Origin of the sequence: Catellatospora bangladeshensis, assembly GCF_016862575.1 — a bacterium.
Taxonomy (GTDB): domain Bacteria; phylum Actinomycetota; class Actinomycetes; order Mycobacteriales; family Micromonosporaceae; genus Catellatospora; species Catellatospora bangladeshensis.
This window is the reverse complement of the sequence record NZ_BONF01000020.1, coordinates 1-17354: the sequence shown is the minus strand read 5'-3', so window position 1 is coordinate 17354 and position 17354 is coordinate 1. Positions and strand designations below refer to the sequence as shown.

The 17354-nt window shown below is 72.6% G+C and carries 17 protein-coding genes; 6 read left to right on the top strand and 11 right to left on the bottom strand.

Annotated features, from left to right (window positions below; translation table 11 throughout):
• Positions 1–8 precede the first annotated feature (8 nt).
• A complete protein-coding gene (locus Cba03nite_RS40525; protein ID WP_305834553.1) occupies positions 9–284 on the top strand; it encodes a BldC family transcriptional regulator in 276 nt (91 codons plus the stop codon).
• A 180-nt stretch (positions 285–464) separates the two neighbouring features.
• A complete protein-coding gene (locus Cba03nite_RS18510) occupies positions 465–1787 on the top strand; it encodes a hypothetical protein (RefSeq protein ID WP_203747536.1) in 1323 nt (440 codons plus the stop codon).
• Between the two features lie 5 nt (positions 1788–1792).
• On the opposite strand, the gene Cba03nite_RS18505 is transcribed toward Cba03nite_RS18510, so the two are convergent.
• Positions 1793–2254: an SRPBCC family protein gene (locus Cba03nite_RS18505; protein ID WP_203747533.1), complete on the bottom strand. Its 462-nt coding sequence runs from the start codon at positions 2252–2254 to the stop codon at positions 1793–1795.
• Positions 2255–2310: 56 nt separating this feature from the next.
• Here Cba03nite_RS18505 and Cba03nite_RS18500 point away from each other — a divergent pair, with 56 nt between their 5' ends.
• Positions 2311–2952 carry a UbiX family flavin prenyltransferase gene (locus tag Cba03nite_RS18500; RefSeq protein ID WP_203747529.1) on the top strand — a complete coding sequence of 214 codons (642 nt, stop codon included), beginning with the start codon at positions 2311–2313 and terminating at the stop codon, positions 2950–2952.
• Between the two features lie 135 nt (positions 2953–3087).
• On the opposite strand, the gene mqnP is transcribed toward Cba03nite_RS18500, so the two are convergent.
• Positions 3088–3987, bottom strand: coding sequence for a menaquinone biosynthesis prenyltransferase MqnP (gene mqnP, locus Cba03nite_RS18495; protein ID WP_346112578.1), 900 nt, complete (start codon positions 3985–3987; stop codon positions 3088–3090).
• Positions 3984–5447: a menaquinone biosynthesis decarboxylase gene (locus Cba03nite_RS18490; protein ID WP_203747523.1), complete on the bottom strand. Its 1464-nt coding sequence runs from the start codon at positions 5445–5447 to the stop codon at positions 3984–3986. Before Cba03nite_RS18490 ends, mqnP begins: the two co-directional genes overlap by 4 nt.
• A gap of 102 nt (positions 5448–5549) precedes the next feature.
• On the opposite strand from Cba03nite_RS18490, the gene Cba03nite_RS18485 reads away from it, so the two are divergent.
• Both Cba03nite_RS18485 and Cba03nite_RS18480 read left to right on the top strand, forming a co-directional pair.
• Positions 5550–6371 (top strand): hypothetical protein, encoded by an 822-nt coding sequence (locus Cba03nite_RS18485; RefSeq protein WP_239125881.1) that lies wholly within the window; start codon positions 5550–5552, stop codon positions 6369–6371.
• A 252-nt stretch (positions 6372–6623) separates the two neighbouring features.
• A complete protein-coding gene (locus Cba03nite_RS18480) occupies positions 6624–7256 on the top strand; it encodes a GNAT family N-acetyltransferase (RefSeq protein WP_203747520.1) in 633 nt (210 codons plus the stop codon).
• Positions 7257–7328: 72 nt separating this feature from the next.
• Here the strand turns inward: Cba03nite_RS18480 and ccsB are convergent, their stop codons facing one another.
• The 7 genes from ccsB to Cba03nite_RS18445 form a co-directional block, all read right to left on the bottom strand.
• Positions 7329–8324: a c-type cytochrome biogenesis protein CcsB gene (gene ccsB / locus Cba03nite_RS18475; protein ID WP_203747517.1), complete on the bottom strand. Its 996-nt coding sequence runs from the start codon at positions 8322–8324 to the stop codon at positions 7329–7331.
• Entirely contained in the window at positions 8324–9880 is a 1557-nt protein-coding gene (gene resB / locus Cba03nite_RS18470) for a cytochrome c biogenesis protein ResB (RefSeq protein WP_203747514.1), read from the bottom strand. Before resB ends, ccsB begins: the two co-directional genes overlap by 1 nt.
• A gap of 64 nt (positions 9881–9944) precedes the next feature.
• Complete coding sequence (locus tag Cba03nite_RS18465; RefSeq protein WP_203747511.1) at positions 9945–10724, bottom strand: cytochrome c biogenesis CcdA family protein; 780 nt, start codon at positions 10722–10724, stop codon at positions 9945–9947.
• Between the two features lie 19 nt (positions 10725–10743).
• Positions 10744–11316: a TlpA family protein disulfide reductase gene (locus Cba03nite_RS18460; RefSeq protein ID WP_239125848.1), complete on the bottom strand. Its 573-nt coding sequence runs from the start codon at positions 11314–11316 to the stop codon at positions 10744–10746.
• 8 nt (positions 11317–11324) lie between these two features.
• Positions 11325–11954: a histidine phosphatase family protein gene (locus Cba03nite_RS18455; protein ID WP_203747507.1), complete on the bottom strand. Its 630-nt coding sequence runs from the start codon at positions 11952–11954 to the stop codon at positions 11325–11327.
• Positions 11951–13282, bottom strand: a complete 1332-nt coding sequence (gene hemL, locus Cba03nite_RS18450; RefSeq protein WP_203747979.1) for a glutamate-1-semialdehyde 2,1-aminomutase — start codon at positions 13280–13282, stop codon at positions 11951–11953. The genes Cba03nite_RS18455 and hemL overlap by 4 nt, the downstream gene beginning before the upstream one ends.
• A gap of 14 nt (positions 13283–13296) precedes the next feature.
• Positions 13297–14493, bottom strand: coding sequence for an FAD-binding oxidoreductase (locus tag Cba03nite_RS18445; protein ID WP_203747504.1), 1197 nt, complete (start codon positions 14491–14493; stop codon positions 13297–13299).
• 225 nt (positions 14494–14718) lie between these two features.
• On the opposite strand from Cba03nite_RS18445, the gene Cba03nite_RS18440 reads away from it, so the two are divergent.
• On the top strand, positions 14719–16839 hold the full coding sequence (locus Cba03nite_RS18440) for a S9 family peptidase (protein ID WP_203747501.1): 2121 nt from the start codon (positions 14719–14721) through the stop codon (positions 16837–16839).
• Positions 16840–16895: 56 nt separating this feature from the next.
• Here Cba03nite_RS18440 and Cba03nite_RS18435 read toward each other — a convergent pair.
• A partial coding sequence (locus Cba03nite_RS18435; RefSeq protein WP_203747498.1) for a glycoside hydrolase family 6 protein occupies positions 16896–17354 on the bottom strand: 459 nt, incomplete at its 5' end.

Here is a 17354-nt window from a genome sequence, read left to right as displayed (position 1 = left end):
AGGTGGGCGTGGACACAGGAGATCGCCTGTTGACACCTGGCGAGGTGGCCGCGCTGTTCCGGGTCGACCCCAAGACGGTGACCAGGTGGGCAGCGGCCGGTCGCATCGGCAGCATCCGCACGCCCGGCGGCCACCGCCGGTTCCGGGAGTCGGAGGTGCGGGCGCTGCTGGAGGGTGAGGGCGAGTTCGACGAGGACAACCCGCCGGGCGGCCCCGCCCCCGCGGCCCAGCCGGGCCCGAGCGCGGCACCGCGGGCGGCCGGCAGCCGACCGGGAGGATACTGACGACCGTCCAAGCAGGACGATGCGGTGAGCGGTACGACACGACGGCCGCGTAGGTCGTACCCTCATCAGCGGCGCTGACCCGGCGCCCCGGAACACGGCACCCGCGAGACGCGCCGGGTTCCGCCCCACGGGCCACCGACCCGCGTGGCCCGTGCCGGACCCGAGGAACGAGTCGCCCGCATGCCAACCAACCGGCGCGCCGCCCAGCTGCTGGAAGCGACGTGCTCGGCGCTGACCGAGACGATCACGCGGCACATGCCCGCCGGCCCCTACCGCGACTTCACCGCCTGGGCCTACTCCCCGGAGAACCCCCGCCGCCACGAGTACCTGCAGAGCACCGGGGTCATCCAGCTCGTCACCATGAACACCCGGCTGCTCAGCGGGCTGGTGGACGAGGACGACTGGCCCACCATGCTCCGCTTCGCCGGGCACATGAACGCCTACCAGGTCTTCGAGGTGGTCTCCGACGACCTCGGCATCGGGCTCGGGCAGCCCGACCTCGACCCGTCCCGGCAGCGGCGGCGCGACCTCATCGGCGCGCTCAACCGGGCCATGCTCCAGGCGCTGCTGCCGGACCGGCGTACCCCCGCGGTTTTGCTGCTGTCCGGGCCCGCGCGGGAGGCCGCCCGGCACGCGTCCCGGTTCGAGCAGAGCCTGGTGGGCGGCAAGCTCGCCGGGATGGCCGAGGAGTACACCCGCCACGTCGGCGGGGCCGCCCCGCTGCTGCTGGACGTCGAGTACGGCCTGTGGGCGGCACTGGTCACCAATGTGGAGAGCTGCCGGGACCTGGTCGACACCGTCGCCGGGCTGCCCACCGGATCGCTGGTGCGCCAGGGGCTGGCCGACCGGTACGGCGCCGTCGAGCGCACCCTGCGCGCCGAACACGTGTCCCGGCTGGAACTCGCCGCGCTCGGCGGCCAGACGATCCTGGTCGTGCCGACCCTCGGCTACCTGGTGTGCGTGCTGAACGACGTGCTGGCGCCCGTGCCCGCGCACCGCGCCGTGCTGGCCGACGGCAGCCTCAGCGACCTGCTCGCCGACGCCGCGCTGCTGGTGCGGCTGCAGAACGACATCGGCACCCGGCTGCTGCGCCTGCCCCCGGTGCAGCAGGGCGCGCTGCTCAACCGGATCGCCCTGGCCTGCCAGCGCAGCGGCCGGGAGAGCACCGAGGACGCCATCGCGATGCTCGCCGCGGGCGACGACCCCGACCACACCTTCAACCGGCTGCAGAAGGACATCCTCAACGGCGAGGCCAACGTCGCCCTGTGGCACGCCCGCCGGGCCCCCGACGCGACCAGCGCCCTGGCCGCGCTGGCGGACAGCCTCGCCTACTACTCCGGCCTGTACGCGCTGCACAGCGCCCGGCTCGCGGCCGGCCTCGCCGCGCTCGACACCAGGCTGAAGGACCGCCGGGCGGGCGCCGTCGTCGAGCGCTTCGTCCGCTTCCACGAGCGTATGTACTCGCACGCGCACACCGACCCGCTCGGCGAGTACGCCGTCTGAGCCGGTCACTCCGGCAGCGAGGCCTCCAGGATCGCGGGGACCCGCCGGAAGTAGCGGCGGGCCAGCAGCGACAGCACCGGGCTGAGCAGCGGGCCGAACCAGCGCCAGGGCCGGGCCGCGACGATCTCGGCGACCAGGCGGAACCTGGTCCGCTCGGGCGTCTCCGGGGTCCACTCGTAGTAGGCCGTGTACGGCAGCGGACCGGTGCGCACCCGGATCGTCTGGCGCAGCGGCGGCTCCTGCGCGATCACCTCGATCGTGGTCTGGTGCCGCACCCGCAGCAGCGTCGCGTCCAGCTCGTAGACCGTGCCCACGCCACCGTCTCCGCTGATCCGGCGCGACGAGTGGATGCCGCCCCACCAGTGCGGGTCGTGCCGCAGATCGGACAGGTACGCGAACACCTGCTCCACCGGGCGGTTGACGACGATCTCGACCGCGATCCGGACGTCGGCGGGCTGGGCTCGCATGCGCCGAGGCTAGGCGCGGGCGCGGGGCCGGTCAATCAGCCGGATAGTGTTTCGGTGTGCCCGCCGCCGACGCCCCGCGTACTCCCTGGATATTGGGGGTGTCCGGCGCGTCGGGCACGCCGTACGCCGCCGCGGTGCTGCGGGCGCTGTGCGACGCGGGCCAGGCCGTCGACCTGGTCGTATCCCGGGCGGCGCGGCTGACCATCCTCGACGAGACCGGGCAGGCGTTCCGCGACGCGCACTGGCGCGAGGACCTGGCGGCCTGGCTGGGCGTCCCGGTCGACGGCGCCGACCTGCGCTACTGGCCCGCGGGCGACCTCGCGGCCGGGCCGAGCAGCGGGTCCTACCGGGCCAGGGGCATGATCGTCGTGCCCGCCTCGACGGCCGCCTGCGCGGGCATCGCCCTCGGCCTGTCCAAGGACCTGCTCCAGCGCGCCGCCGAGGTGAACCTGAAGGAGCGCCGGCCCGTGGTGATCGTGCCGCGGGAGACCCCGGTGACCCGCAGCCATCTGCTGCACCTGGTCGAGCTGATCGACTCCGGGGCGGTGGTCCTCCCGGCCAGCCCCGGCTTCTACGGCTCCGGCGCGGACGCCACCGCCCAGCAGCTGATCGACTTCGTCGCGGGCAAGGTCCTCGACGCGGCAGGCGTCCCGCACACGCTGCTCACCCGCTGGATCGGCCACCTCGGCCACCGCTGACCCGCCCGTTTTGCGCGGCTTGCCAGCCTGGCTGGTCCGGCTGCACGCGCGATGATCGCGAGTTCGTGTCAGAAAGTGCAGTCAGACCACAGGTTCTGACACGAAACAGCGATCAACCTTCCAGCACAACCACCCCTAGACCACCAGCGCGAGCACCGCGAAGACGAACAGCGCGATCCCCACGAACCCGTTGGCGGTGAAGAAGGCGCGGTTGACCTTGGAAAGGTCGGTCGGGGTCACGATGACGTGCTGGTAGGCGAACGCCCCCGCGGTCAGCGCCAGCCCGATCCACCACGGCCAGCCCAGACCCACCCAGATCCCGAACCACACGAACAGCGCGAACGTCACCACGTGGGTCAGCGTCGAGATCAGCAGCGCGGCGCGCACGCCGTACCGGGCGGGCACGCTGCGCACGCCGATCTGCCGGTCGACCTCGGCGTCCTGGCAGGCGTAGATCAGGTCGAAGCCGCCGATCCACAGCCCCACGGCCAGGCCCAGCAGCCAGGCCGGGCCGGACCCGGCGAAGGTGCCGGTGACCGCGAGCCACGCCCCGATCGGGCCGACCGCCTGGGCCAGCGCCAGGATCGCGTGCGGCCAGTCGGTGAAGCGCTTGCCGTACGGGTACAGCACCAGCGGCACCACCGCGAGCGGCGCCAGCAGCGCGCACAGCGGGTTGAGGGCCAGCGTGGCGCCCATGAAGACCACGAGCGCGACGGCCGCGCCGAGCCAGGCGGTGCGCACGCTCACCGCTCCGGTGACCAGCTCTCGCTGGGCGGTGCGCGGGTTGCGGGCGTCGATGTGCCGGTCGATGATCCGGTTAGCGGCCATGGCGAACGTGCGCGCGCCGACCATGGCGACCGTGATCAGCAGCAGCGTCAGCCAGTCGATGCGGCCCAGCTCCCGGTCCATCGCGACCAGCGCGGACAGGTATGCGAAGGGCAGCGCGAACACCGAGTGCTCGATCGCGACCAGCTTGAGGAACGACTTGACCTTCCCCGGCCGCTCCAGCTCGGGGACCGCGGTGGCGGTACTCACTTGAACCCGTACTCCTTCCACCGCTTGTCGACCTTCGCGACGACCTCGGGGGCCATCCGCATCTCCTCCGGCCAGCCGCGGGTGTAGCCCTCGGTGGGCAGCTTGCGGGTGGCGTCGACCCCGGCCTTGCCGCCCCAGAACTGCTGGTACGACGCGTGGTCGAGGTGGTCCACCGGCCCCTGCGTGAGCACCAGGTCGTGCGCGTAGTCGACGTTGCCGAACGCGCGGAACGCGACCTCCTGGAGATCGCGCGGGTCGCAGTCGTCGTCCACCACCACGATCAGCTTGGTGAGGCTGAGCAGGTGCGCGCCCCACACGGCACTCATCACCTTCTGCGCGTGCTTCGGGTACCGCTTGTTGATCGCGACGACCAGGCAGTTGTGGAACACGCCCGCCTCGGGCATGTGGTAGTCCACGATGTCCGGCACCAGGATCTTGATGAGCGGCAGGAAGATGCGCTCGGTGGCGCGGCCGATCGGCCCGTCCTCCTGCGGCGGCTTGCTCGTGATGATCGAGTGGTAGATCGGGTCCCGGCGCATCGTGATCGCCTCGACGTGCATCACCGGGAACGGCTCGACCGGCGTGTAGAAGCCGGTGTGGTCGCCGAACGGGCCCTCCGGCAGCCGCTCGCCCGGCTCGACCCACCCCTCCAGGATGATGTTGGCGTTGGCGGGCACCTGCAGCGGCACGGTCAGGCAGTCGACCAGCTCCACCCGCTCCCCGCGCAGGAACCCGGCGAACAGGTACTCGTCGATGTCACCGGGCAGCGGAGCGCTCGCCGAGTAGGACACCACCGGGTCGGCACCGAACGCGACCGCGACCGGCAGGCGCTCGCCGCGCCGCTCGGCCACCGCGTGGTGCGCCGTCGAGTCCTTGTGGATCTGCCAGTGCATGCCGATCGTGTTGTGCGAGTGCTGCTGCAGCCGGTAGAGACCCAGATTGCGCTTCCCGGTTTCCGGGTGCTTGGTATGGGTCAACCCGTAGTTGTGGTAGATCCCGCCGTCCCCCGGCCACATCTGCAGTCCGGGCAGCATGTTCAGGTCGACCTCGGCGCCCTTGAGCACGACCTCCTGGCAGGGCGCGCTCTTGACCCGCTTCGGGGGCAGCGACTTGAGCTGCATGATCTTGCCGAGGCCGTCCATCATGCCGCTGAAGCCCTGCGGCAGCTCCGGCTTGGCCAGCTCGCCGATGCGCGCACCGATCTCGTCGAAGTCGTCGACGCCCAGCGCCATCGCCATCCGGCGGTCGCTGCCGAAGATGTTGATCGCCAGCGGCATCATGCCGCGCGTCGGCTTCTCGAACAGCAGCGCGGGGCCCTTGGCCCGCACCGTACGGGTGACGATCTCGCTGATCTCCAGCGTGGGATCGACGGGGACCTTGACCCGGTGCAGCTCGCCGGCCCGCTCCAGCGCGCCGAGGAAGCCCTGCAGGTCGTCGAAGGGGAAACGCGGTGCCGCCATGCAGGCATCCTCGCATCCGTGCCGTCACCCCGCCGGGGAGGGGCGACGCGGTGCGGCGTACGGCATCGTCACCCGCGCCCGTCGCGGCCGGTTGACCGGGATGTGAACCCCCGCCTCGCCCGCCTCGCGGCGGTCGTGCTGCTCGCCCTCACCGCAGGCTGCGCCCCCGCCCACGCCGACGCCATGCCCGACTGCCCCGTTGGGCGTCCCGCCTCCGTCACCGCGCCCAGCGGCCCGCCCAGCCTGCACGCACCCGGCACGTGCCGCTCGCACGCGACCGTCGTGCAGCCCGTCACCGCGGCGGTGCCCAGCCCCGGCTACCACCACCTCGGCGCGACCACCCGCGGGCGCTGGTCCGGGGTGCTCGGGCGGATCGAGGTCGGCGACGTGGCGGTGCGGCCCGGCACGTACGACTTCGTCGCCGCGCGTTTCATGGCCAAGACCGGCGACGGCGCGGCCTGGCTGGAGGTCGGCTGGACCGAGACCGGCTGGTCGGGCACGGGGCGCCAGCGGGTCTACACGTACGACACGGCGACCCGCGCGTGGGCCTTCTACGACCAGTACGACGTCAGGCCGGGCGACCGGCTGTGGCTGCACCTGCAGACCGAGTCCACCGGCGCGAGCCCCGCCTGGCAGGCCTGGCTGTGGTGGGGCGACACCTGGCACCTGCTCACCAGCCGCCCGCTCCCGCTCACCGGCCAGGCCCAGATCGAGCAGTACGTCGAGGTCCACGCCGACCCCGTCCACCCCGGCGCCCTCACCATCCCACCCCTGACCGTCTCCGACGTCGCCCTCAAATCCGCCCCCGACGCCCCCCTGCGCCCCTGGAACGCCGACGTCCCCACCGACCCCGGCGCCGCCTTCGCCACGTACTGCCTCACCTGGCAGCACCCCTACACCACCTGGACCACCACCACCTGCTGAAAGGAAGGGCACCTTCTTAACTCCTGGGGAGGGCCGCGCCACGGCAGGCGCGGTCATGATCGCGGTTTCGTGTCCAGAAGTGCAGCCTGACCTCAGGTTTGGACACGAACTCGCGATCTTGCCAGCAGAACGCCGCTCGCCCGGCAGCGGGCACCGGGAGCGGCCCCGGCGGCGCCGTCGCATGTCCGACCGCGCCCGGCCGAGGGACAGGGCCCTGCCCAGGGACAGGGACCGGGGTTAAGCTGCTGCGCCATGCGGATCGTGACCTTCGCCGAGCGGGACACCCCCGCCGCGCTGCGCCGCCAAGCGCTCGCGCTGCAGGAGGAGGCCTGGCCGAGCGACGAGGTTGCCAGGCACGAGAGTGACGGGCACGAGCGTGACGGGCACGAGAGTGACGGGCACGGCGAGGATGACGACGCCGGCCAGTGGCACGACCCGGCGCTGGCGCCGATCGCCATGCTGCTCGTCGACGACAAGGGCACGGTAGTCGCGAGTCTCGACATCCTGACCAAGGAGATCACCCACGCGAGGCAGCGTTTCCAGGCTCGCGGCCTGAGCCGGGTGGTCACCGCGAGCAGGCTCCGCGGCCGGGGTCACGGCCGTCACCTGGTCGCCGCGGCACGCGAGGCGATCGAGCGGAGCGGCGCGGACCTCGGCATCTTCACCTGTGACAGCGGCCTGCGCACCTTCTACGAGAGCGCCGGCTGGCGACACCTGCCCGGCACGGTGCTGGTCGGCGGCACGCCTGAGGACCCGTTCCCGTCCGACCGCTTCGACAAGGTGACCGTGGCCGCGTTCTTCACCGCGACGGCCCGCGCCCACGCCCACACCTTCCCCAGCACCCGGGTCGCCCTGTACCCCGGCGTCATCGACCGCCTCTGGTGACCGGCTTCCCGCAGGCGTTAAGAAGGGCACCTTCCTCTACGCATAGCGTTAAGAAGGTGCCCTTCCTTTGCTCTAGACGCCGCCGTAGGAGTGGAGGCCGGTGAAGAAGATGTTGACGCCGAACAGGTTCATCAGCATCGTCAGGAAGCCGATGACGGCGATCCAGGCGGCGGTGGTGCGCTTGATGCTGGGCGTGGCGCGGGCGTGCAGGTAGCCGGCGTAGACGACCCAGGAGATGAAGGCCCAGACCTCCTTCGGGTCCCAGCCCCAGTAGCGGCCCCAGGCGACCTCGGCCCAGATGGCGCCCGCGGTGACGCCGAAGGTCCAGATCGGGAACGCGAACGCGTGCAGCCGGAAGCTGAGCCGCTCCACCGCCTCGGCGTTGGCCAGGCGGCCGCCGAAGGCGTACAGGAAGCCGCGCTTGCCCCGGTCGTAGCCGGCGCGCACCAGGAACATGATCGAGGCAGCGCCGCCGATCATGAACAGGCTGGACGAGGTGGCCACCGCGCCGATGTGGATGGCGAACCAGTACGAGTCCAGCGCCGGCACCAGCGGCCCGACCGGGGTGTACAGCACCATGCCGGCCACGCCGACCAGCAGCACCTCGAACAGCATCACGAACAGGCCGACGTGGCGCACCTGCTGCTGCAGGAGCACGGTGACCAGCCAGACCACCACGCCGAGCAGCGTGATCGCCATGACGAACTCGTACATGTTGCCGAACGGCAGCCGCTCGGCGGCCAGCCCGCGGGTCACCACGCTGCCCAAGTGCGCGAGGGCCCCGAGGACCGTCGCGACGACCGCGAGGAAGCCGAGCCGGCTCGCCCACGACGGCCGGTCGCCGCCGGACTCGATGACGTCCGGTGCCGCGTAGCCGCCGTGCGAGGACTTCGCGACGACCGGGGCACCGGCGCCGACCAGCTCCTTCTCGCGCTCGGCGGCGGGCGCCGTCGCCGCGGAGCCGATCCGGCCGCGGTCGCCGAAGGCGTACTCGGCGGCGTGCAGCAGCATCGCGACCAGGTACACCAGCACCGTGCAGACCATGAGGTTGTCGGAGAGTGCTGCCACTACCGTTGCCACCTTTCCACCAGGGAGCGGAACTCGTCTTCGAAGCCGGGGTACTCGGTGCGCGGCAGGCCGCCCGCCTCGGCGCGCCCGTCCGGGTGCAGCCGCAGCCAGACCCGGCGGCGGCGGCCGTACAGCGACAGGGGCAGGCCCGCCAGCAGCAGCACCGCGCCGGTCAGCACGATCGGCTCTCCCGGGTCGTGCCGGATGGACACCGTGATCCACTGCCGGGTGCCGAGGAACTGGAGCCGGCTGCCGTCCTCCAGGGTCCAGGTCTCGCCGGGCCGGAGCAGCTTGGCCTCGCCGTAGCGCTTGAGCCGGCCGGTCTCGATCTGCCGCTGGTCCAGCTCGTACACCGAGCTGGGGATGCCCGCGTCGAGCCCGAGGTCGCCGCGGTACGCGGTCAGCATGAGCGCCGGGTTGCGCTCCTCGGGGTGCTCGGAGGTGATGTACGGGGCCTGGTTCGCGGTCGGCAGGTAGAGGCCCTCGAAGGCCATCTGCTTCGCCTTGTCGCTGCCGTTGGCGTCCGGGAACGCGGCCACGCCGGAGCTGGTCAGCGTCGGATCCGTGAACGGGAACGGGACCACCGTCTCCTGGGTGACCCCGGCCGCGTCGGTGTAGCGCAGCACCGGGGCGTACCCGTGCCCGAGCAGGTACACGTTCGCGCCGTCCAGGCGCAGCGGGTGGTTCACCTGGAACGAGCGCCGCCCGAGGTCGCCGTGTGCGGCGTCGCTGACGGCCACGTCCGCCTCGAAGGAGATCGGCATGCCGTTGTCGTGGAACTCGGCGCGGAAGTCCGTCAGCTCCAGGCAGAAGCCGGGCAGGTCGCCCGCGTCGATGCGCGGGCCGAGCCCGAAGTCGTCGTACTGCTGCACGGTGTTGCAGAAGACCTGCTCCGGCCCGGCGACGATGAGCCGCCCGGCGTGCCAGCCCCACTGCGAGCCGAGCCCGACGCCGATCAGGATGACCAGCAGCGAGCTGTGGAACAGCAGGTTGCCGGTCTCCTTCAGGAAGCCCTTCTCGGCGGCCAGGGTGACCGTGCCGTCGGCCTGCTCGCGGCGCACGGTGCGCCAGCCGCGCAGCGCCGCCTTCGCCGCGGCCGCGTCGACCGCCGTGGCCAGCTCGGCGTGCTGCGGGAGGCGGTGCAGGTTCTTCGGCGCGTCCGGCGGCGGGGTGCGCATGGCCCGGACGTGGTCGGCCAGGCGCGGGGTGACGCAGCCGATCAGCGACGTGAACAGCAGCAGGTAGATCGCGGCGAACCAGGGCGAGGCGTACACGTCGAAGCCCCACAGCCGGTCCACGATCGGGGCCAGGCCGGGGTTGGCGGCGTAGTACCGCTGCACGTCCTCGACCTTGACCGAGCGCTGCGGCAGGATCGAGCCCGGGATCGCTGCCACGGCCAGCAGGAACAGCAGCACCAGCGCGGTGCGCATGCTGGTGAGCTGCCGCCATCCGTTGCGCGCCGCGGCCCACGCGGCGGAGAGGATCCCGGGGGTACGCCGTCCCGGCGGCTGCCCGCCCGCGGGCGGCTGCTCGACGGCGAGTTCGGACACGGTCATGGCTGCCTCCCGGCCGTCCCGCCCGGCGAGCTCGCGCGGGCCCGCCGGGTGCTCTCCGGACGGCTCATATCGCCACCGACCCGACGCCGAAGGTGACCTGGAGCCAGATCACGAAGTCGTTCCAGCCGCCGGTGATCAGGGCGAGGCCGACGACGATCAGCAGCGCGCCGCCGAACCGGGTGACCCAGCGCGAGTTGCGCCGGATGAAGCCGACCACCCCGCCGAGCTTGCGCATGCCGAGGCCGAGCGCGAGGAAGGGCAGCCCGATGCCGAGGCAGTAGGCCAGGCCGAGCACGACGGCGCGGCCGGTGTCGCCGTACACCAGGGCGAGCGAGCCGACCGCGCCCAGCGTCGGCGACAGGCACGGCATCCAGCTCAGCGCGAACACCGCGCCGAACACGGGCGCGCCCCACAGCCCGGCCTGGGGCAGCTTCTGGATCCGCCGCTCGCTGTCCAGCCCCGGCACCACGCCGAGGAACGCCAGCCCGAACAGCACGATCAGCCCGCCGACGACGGTCTGCAGCACCCGCTCGTGGGTGAGCAGCACCCGGCCGACCTGCGCGACCAGGATGGTCGTGGTGAGGAAGACGGCGGCGAACCCGGCGATGAACAGCAGCACCCCGGCCAGCACCCGGCCGCGCCGGGCCCGGCCCAGGCCGCTGCGGTCGTCGCCGAGGGTGGCGTCGAGGTCGGCGCCGACCAGGCCGGTGACGTACGACAGGTAGCCGGGCACCAGCGGCAGCACGCACGGCGACAGGAAGCTGACCAGCCCGGCGAGCGTCGCCACGGCCACGGCCAGCACCAGCGGGCCGCCGTTGACCACGGCGACGAAGTCGGTGCCCATCAGGCGTCCACCGGGCGCATCAGCCGGCCTGTTCCGCGGCGATCTCGCGCACGATCGGGCCGAGCTCGGCGATGTTGGTCGCCTTACGCACCACCGCGGCGACCCGGCCCTGCCGGTCGATGATCAGCGTGGCGGGGGTGGACACGGGGGGCATGTCGGTGAAGCCCAGGGCGACCCGGCCGCCCGGGTCGAAGATGCTCGGGTACGAGTTGCGGGCGGCTGTGAACGCCTTGGCCTTGTCCCGGTCGTCGCGGTTGTTGATGCCCAGGAAGGTCACGCCCAGGCCGGCCGTGTCCTTGGCGACCTGCTCCAGGTCGGCGGCCTCCAGCCGGCACGGCGCGCACCAGCTCGCCCAGAAGTTGACCACGACCACGGTGCCGCGCTGGGCGGCCAGGTCGTACGAGCCGCCGTCCAGCAGCTCGCCGGTGACGGCGGGGGCGGCCTTGCGCTGGGTGGGCTGGAAGCGCAGCACGTCACCGACGGCGGGCGGCTTCTCGTCCGCGCCGCACGCGGCGAGCGCGGTGGTGGCCAGCCCGGCCACGGCGAACGCCAGCACGGCGCGGCGGGCGTGGGGGCGGGGGCGCGATGTCACGCGCCCCATCATGCCCCGAGCCCGGTCCCGGGTCCCAGGTGGGCTGCCGGCTCGGAGTATGTGATCTGCGCCAACTGATCACCCTCGAAGACGAACGAGGTCAGGCTGGCCAGGCCGCACTGGCGGCGGCGCGGGTCGTGCCACAGCCGCCGGCCCTCCAGCGCGCAGCGCAGGGTCCAGATCGGAAGCTGGTGCGAGACCGCCACCGCCTCGTGGCCGCGCGCGTGCTCGCGGGCGGCGTGCAGGGCGAGGATCATCCGGGCGGCGATCAGCCGGTAGGGCTCACCCCAGCTCGGCTTGAGCGGGTTGCGCAGCACCCACCAGTGGCGCGGATCACGTAGCGCGTTGTCACCGGCGGTGACCCGCATGCCCTCGAAGTAGTTCCCGCTCTCGATCAGGTTCGGATCGAGGTGCACCGGCAGGCCGAGCTGCTCGGCGAACGGCTGGGCGGTCAGCTGCGCCCGCTCCAGCGGGCTGGACACCAGGTAGGTGATGTCCCGCTCGGCCAGCGCGGTGGCGGCCGCCTTCGCCATCTGCTGTCCCAGCCCGCTGAGCTGGAACCCCGGCAGCCGCCCGTACAGCACCTTGTCCGGGTTGTGCACCTCACCATGCCGGAGCAGGTGAACGACCGTCCTCATGACTCTTGCGCCGCCGCGCGGGCCGCGCCGGGCAGGGCTGCGGCGATGTGCTCCAGGGCCTCGTCGTCGATGGCGGCCGAGACGAACCACGACTCGTACGCGCTGGGCGGCAGGTAGACGCCCTGGGCCAGCATGCTGTGGAAGAACGCCTTGAAGGCGGCCACGTTCTGCTGCCGGGCGCCGTCGTAGTCGCGTACCTCGGCGTCGGTGAAGAAGATGGAGAACATGCTGCCCGCGGTGGCGAGCCGGTGCGGCACCCCCGCCTCGGCCAGCGCCTTCACGGCCAGGCCGCTGATCGTGGCCGCGGTGGCGTCGAGCCGCGCGTACACGGCGTCGTCGGCCAGCCGCAGCGTGGCCAGGCCCGCCGCACAGGCCAGCGGGTTACCGGACAGGGTGCCCGCCTGGTAGACCGGGCCGGCCGGAGCCAGCCGGGACATCACGTCGGCGCGGCCGCCGAACGCCGCAGCGGGCAGGCCGCCGCCCATCACCTTGCCGAAGGTCCACAGGTCGGCGTCCACCGGCTCCAGGCCCTGCCAGCCGCTGCGCGACACCCGGAACCCGGTCATCACCTCGTCCATGATGAGCAGCGCGCCGTCGCGGTGGGCCAGCTCGGCCAGGCCCGCGTTGAAGCCGGGCAGCGGGGCGACCACGCCCATGTTGCCCGCGGCGGCCTCGGTGATGATCGCGGCGATGTCCGCGCCGTGCGCGGCGAACGCCTGCTCGACCGCGGCCAGGTCGTTGTACGGCAGCACGATGGTCTCGGACGCGCCCGCGCCGGTGACGCCGGGCGAGTCGGGCAGGGCGAGCGTGGCCACGCCGGATCCGGCCGCCGCCAGCAGCGCGTCCACGTGCCCGTGGTAGCAGCCGGCGAACTTTACGATCTTCGAGCGCCCGGTGTACCCGCGTGCCAGCCGGATCGCCGACATGGTCGCCTCGGTGCCGGAGTTGACCAGCCGGATCTGCTCGGCGGCGGTGCGCGCGACCAGCTCCTCGGCCAGCTCGACCTCACCCGGCGTCGGGGTGCCGAAGCTGGTGCCCCGGCTCGCGGCGTCCTGGATGGCGGCGACGACCTCGGGGTGGGCGTGGCCGAGCAGCAGCGGGCCCCAGGAGCAGACGAGGTCCGCATACCGGCGGCCGTCCGCGTCGAAGAGCCAGGGGCCCTCGCCGCGGACCATGAAACGTGGGGTGCCGCCCACAGCGCGGAACGCCCGGACGGGCGAGTTCACGCCGCCGGGGACGATGGCCGCCGCCCGGTCGAAGAGGGCCTGGGAGGCGGGTGCTTCTGCCGGGTACCGCGCGGGGCGCTCAGCCGGCTCGTCAGTCTCGATCACAGCGTTACGAATTATGGCACGCGGTACGGCGCGAGCAGCTCACGCAGGTGCGGCGGGGCGGCCTGCACCACAGCGGAGCCGCTGCGCGCCAGCAGCACCTCCCGCAACGTCTCCAGCACGGCGATCAGGCGGCCGGGCGGCAGGTCGGCGGGCACCGCGGCCCACGCCTGGCCCACGCCGATGCTGCCGCGCACCGGCACCGGCGAGCCGACCGCGTCGACCAGCGCGTAGCAGACCGAGTGCAGGTCGCCCGAGGGCGCGTAGAGCCGCACCGCGACCTCGTCGGGGCGGAACGGGTAGCGCCCCCACCAGGCCGGGGCGTGGGAGGTCAGGTAGGCGTGGCCGCCCAGCCGGTGCACCAGCAGCCGGGCCCGGTCGGCGAGGCTGATCGTCGACCCCTCCAGCAGCACGGCCAGCACCCCGGTCGCGTCCCGCCGCCCGCCGGCCTGGGCGGTGCGGCGCACGCCCGGCATGTCCAGCTCGATCGCGGCGGGCGCCAGGTTGGCCGAGAGCACGTCGTCGCGCAGTGTGGCCACCTGCAGCGGCTGCAGCACCGGGCAGACCACCCACGCCGCGGCGGGTGGCTGCGGGTAGGTCCGCAGGGTGGCCTCGACCACCAGGCTGGCCTGGTGCGGCGCGCCGGGGTGGGTCCAGCGCAGATCGTAGATGCCGGAGCCGAGCAGCTTGGCCCGGTCGGCGACGGTGGTCACGGTGCCGTCGGGCAGCACCACGGTCGCGTCCACGACCTGGACCGCGGGCGGACCGTAGAGGTGGGTCAGCGGGCCGAACTCGGCCGCGGCCAGCACCCCGCCGAAGGTGGCCCGCGGCGACGGCGGGTCCAGCGCGAGCCGCCGGCCCGCGCGGGCGAGCACGTCCTGCGCCACGGCGACCCCGGCCCCGGCCCCGACGGTGAGCAGCTCGGTGCGCTCGTCGTAGCGGATCTCGGCCAGGTCGGCGAGGTCGACGAGCAGGTCGATGACGGCGGGCGGATCGAGCCAGGTGATCTTGGAGCCGCCGCCGCGCGGCAGCACCGTGAGGCCCAGCTCGTGCGCCCGCGCCATCAGCGAGGCGGCCTCGCCAAGGTCGCGCGGGGTGGCCACCCAGCGCACCCGAGCCCCGTCGACCCGGTCCCGCGGGCCGGAAGGACGCACCGGACAGCCGAGCCGCAGCTCGTCCAGCTCGGATTCCTCGCGCACCGGTGCCGTCATCCCCTGCTCCAACCCGAATGGAGGTGCCGCTCCTGACAACAGTTCACCTCGCATGCACGCGGGCTGGCGACCCGTGCGAGAGAAATCTTCACGCAGCGCACAAACGCGAGATCAGCGCCTGAACCGAACCGGCGGATTAGTACATGTGTTCGATCGTACCCCACCGATTTCGCTTGCGGCAATCATCGGTGCCCCGATACCCGCTCTTTCGGTAGCGTTACCGCCATGACTTCCGATCTTCCCAGCGGGCCGGCCACCGCTCCTGTCGCACAGCGGATCGCGAGCACACGCACCCACCACGGCGACTCTGTCCTCGACGAGTACGCCTGGCTGGAGCAGAAGGACGATCCGGCGGTCACCGCCTACCTGGAGGCCGAGAACGCCTGGACCGAGCGCGCCACGGCCCACCTGGCGGGCCTGCGCGAGACCCTGTTCGGCGAGATCAAGGGCCGCACGCAGGAGACCGACCTGTCGGTGCCCGTACGCAAGGGCGCCTACTGGTACTACGCCCGCACCGAGGCCGGCAAGCAGTACGGCATCCAGTGCCGCCGCGCCGTGGCGGCGGGCGAGACCGCCCCGCCCGCGCCCGGCGACGGCGCGCCGCTGCCCGGTGAGGAGATCCTGCTCGACGGCAACGAGCTGGCCGCCGGGCACGACTTCTTCTCGCTGGGCACGCTGGACGTGAGCCCCGACGGGCGGCTGCTCGCCTTCTCCACCGACTTCACCGGCGAGGAGCGCTTCACCCTCCAGATCAAGGACCTGGCCACCGGCGAGATCCTGCCCGACCGGATCGAGGGCGCGTTCTACGGCAGCGCCTGGTCGCTGGACGGGTCGCAGCTGTTCTACCTGACCGTGGACGAAGCCTGGCGGCCGCACAAGGTGTGGCGGCACGAGGTCGGCGCCACCGGCGAGGACGCGCTGGTGCTGGAGGAGGCCGACGAGCGCTTCTGGATGGGCGTCGAGCTGAGCCGCTCCCAGCGCTTCCTGCAGATCGACATCCACAGCAAGGTGACCAGCGAGGTCTGGCTGATCCCGGCCGACGACCCGACCGCCGCTCCGCGCGTGGTCGCGCCGCGCGAGCAGGGCCTGGAGTACGCCGTCGAGCCGCAGGGCGACCGGCTGCTGATCCTGCACAACCGCGACGCCGAGGACTTCACGCTGGCCGAGGCGTCCGTGGACGCCCCGGCCGACTGGCGCGAGCTGATCGGGCACACCCCCGGCGTACGCCTGGAAGGCGTGGACGCCTTCGCCGACCTGTTCGTGGTGTCGCTGCGCCGCGACGGCCTCACCGGCCTGCGCCTCTACCCGATCGTGGGGGAGCCGACCTCGAAGCCGCGCGACATCACCTTCCCCGAGCCGCTCTACACGGTGGGCCTGTCCGGCAACCCGGATTACCAGGCCGACCAGCTCCGGCTCACGTACACCTCGCTGGTCACGCCGGACTCGGTGTTCGACTACGTGGTCGCCACCGGCGAGCTGCTGCTGCGCAAGCGCAAGCCGGTGCTGCCCGGCCCGGACGGCGTCGCCTTCGACCCGGCGCGCTACGAGCAGCACCGGGTGTGGGCCACCGCCGACGACAACACCGGCGTGCCGATCTCGCTCGTGTGCAAGGCGGGCACGCCGCTGGACGGCTCGGCGCCGTGCGTGCTCTACGGCTACGGCTCGTACGAGTCGAGCATGGACCCGTGGTTCTCCATCCCGCGGCTGTCCCTGCTGGAGCGGGGCGTCATCTTCGCGGTGGCGCACGTGCGAGGCGGCGGCGAGCTGGGCCGGCGCTGGTACGACGAGGGCAAGCTGCTGCACAAGCGCAACACCTTCACCGACTTCGTGGCCTGCGCCCGGCACCTGGCCAAGAGCGGCTGGTCCAGCGCGGACCGGATCATCGCGCGCGGCGGCTCGGCGGGCGGGCTGCTGATGGGCGCGGTGGCCAACCTCGCCCCGGACGCGTTCGCCGGGATCGTGGCGCAGGTGCCGTTCGTGGACCCGCTCTCCTCGATCCTCGACCCGTCCCTGCCGCTGACGGTGACCGAGTGGGAGGAGTGGGGCAACCCGCTGGAGTCGCCCGAGGTGTACGCGTACATGAAGGGCTACTCGCCGTACGAGAACGTGGCGGCGCTGGAGTACCCGCCGATCCTCGCGGTGACCAGCCTCAACGACACCCGGGTGCGGTACAGCGAGCCGGCCAAGTGGGTCGCCGCGCTGCGGCACACCGCACCGGAGGGGCACTACCTGCTCAAGACCGAGATGGGGGCGGGGCACGGCGGCCCGTCCGGGCGCTACGACGCCTGGCGCGAGGAGGCGTTCATCAACGCCTGGGTGCTCGACCGGGTCGGCCTGGCCGGCTGAGACGAGGGAAGGGCGTTCCCCCTGCGGGGAACGCCCTTCTTCATGCCTTCAGCCGATCAGGACAGCGCCGGGTAGGCGTTGGCCATCAGCTGCTGGAACTGGGCCGAGAACCACTGGCCCGAGATCGGGGCGTTGCCCAGCGCACCGGACATGCTGTTGCCGTTGCGCTCGTTGCCGCCGTAGGTCGGGTCGCACATCCGGTCGAAGCCCTTGCCCTCGTCGTTCGGGATCAGCGAGCTGGACCCGTCGGACTCGCCCGGAGGCTTGATCCACACGTAGGCGTCGATGCCGGGCTGCGGCGCGGCGGTCGGGCGCTCGCCCATGCCGGCACCGGCCTGGTTGCACCAGTTGCCGAGGTGGATACGGCGGTCGATGCGCGACTGGTTGATGTAGGTGTCCAGCACGGTGGAGGTGCTGGCCGCGGTCGGGCGGGTGGTCTGGATCGACTGGCACGGGGTCTGCACGCAGTTGCCCCAGCCGTTGCGCGAGGTGTCGATCAACATGCCGATGTTGCT

Coding starts and splice junctions, on each gene's coding strand:
- Cba03nite_RS18510 (WP_203747536.1), top strand. CDS start 465: ATGCCAACCAACCGGCGCGCCGCCCAGCTGCTGGAAGCGACGTGCTCG.
- Cba03nite_RS18505 (WP_203747533.1), bottom strand. CDS start 2,254: ATGCGAGCCCAGCCCGCCGACGTCCGGATCGCGGTCGAGATCGTCGTC.
- Cba03nite_RS18490 (WP_203747523.1), bottom strand. CDS start 5,447: ATGGCGGCACCGCGTTTCCCCTTCGACGACCTGCAGGGCTTCCTCGGC.
- Cba03nite_RS18480 (WP_203747520.1), top strand. CDS start 6,624: ATGCGGATCGTGACCTTCGCCGAGCGGGACACCCCCGCCGCGCTGCGC.
- resB (WP_203747514.1), bottom strand. CDS start 9,880: ATGACCGTGTCCGAACTCGCCGTCGAGCAGCCGCCCGCGGGCGGGCAG.
- Cba03nite_RS18465 (WP_203747511.1), bottom strand. CDS start 10,724: ATGGGCACCGACTTCGTCGCCGTGGTCAACGGCGGCCCGCTGGTGCTG.
- Cba03nite_RS18455 (WP_203747507.1), bottom strand. CDS start 11,954: ATGAGGACGGTCGTTCACCTGCTCCGGCATGGTGAGGTGCACAACCCG.
- Cba03nite_RS18445 (WP_203747504.1), bottom strand. CDS start 14,493: ATGACGGCACCGGTGCGCGAGGAATCCGAGCTGGACGAGCTGCGGCTC.
- Cba03nite_RS18440 (WP_203747501.1), top strand. CDS start 14,719: ATGACTTCCGATCTTCCCAGCGGGCCGGCCACCGCTCCTGTCGCACAG.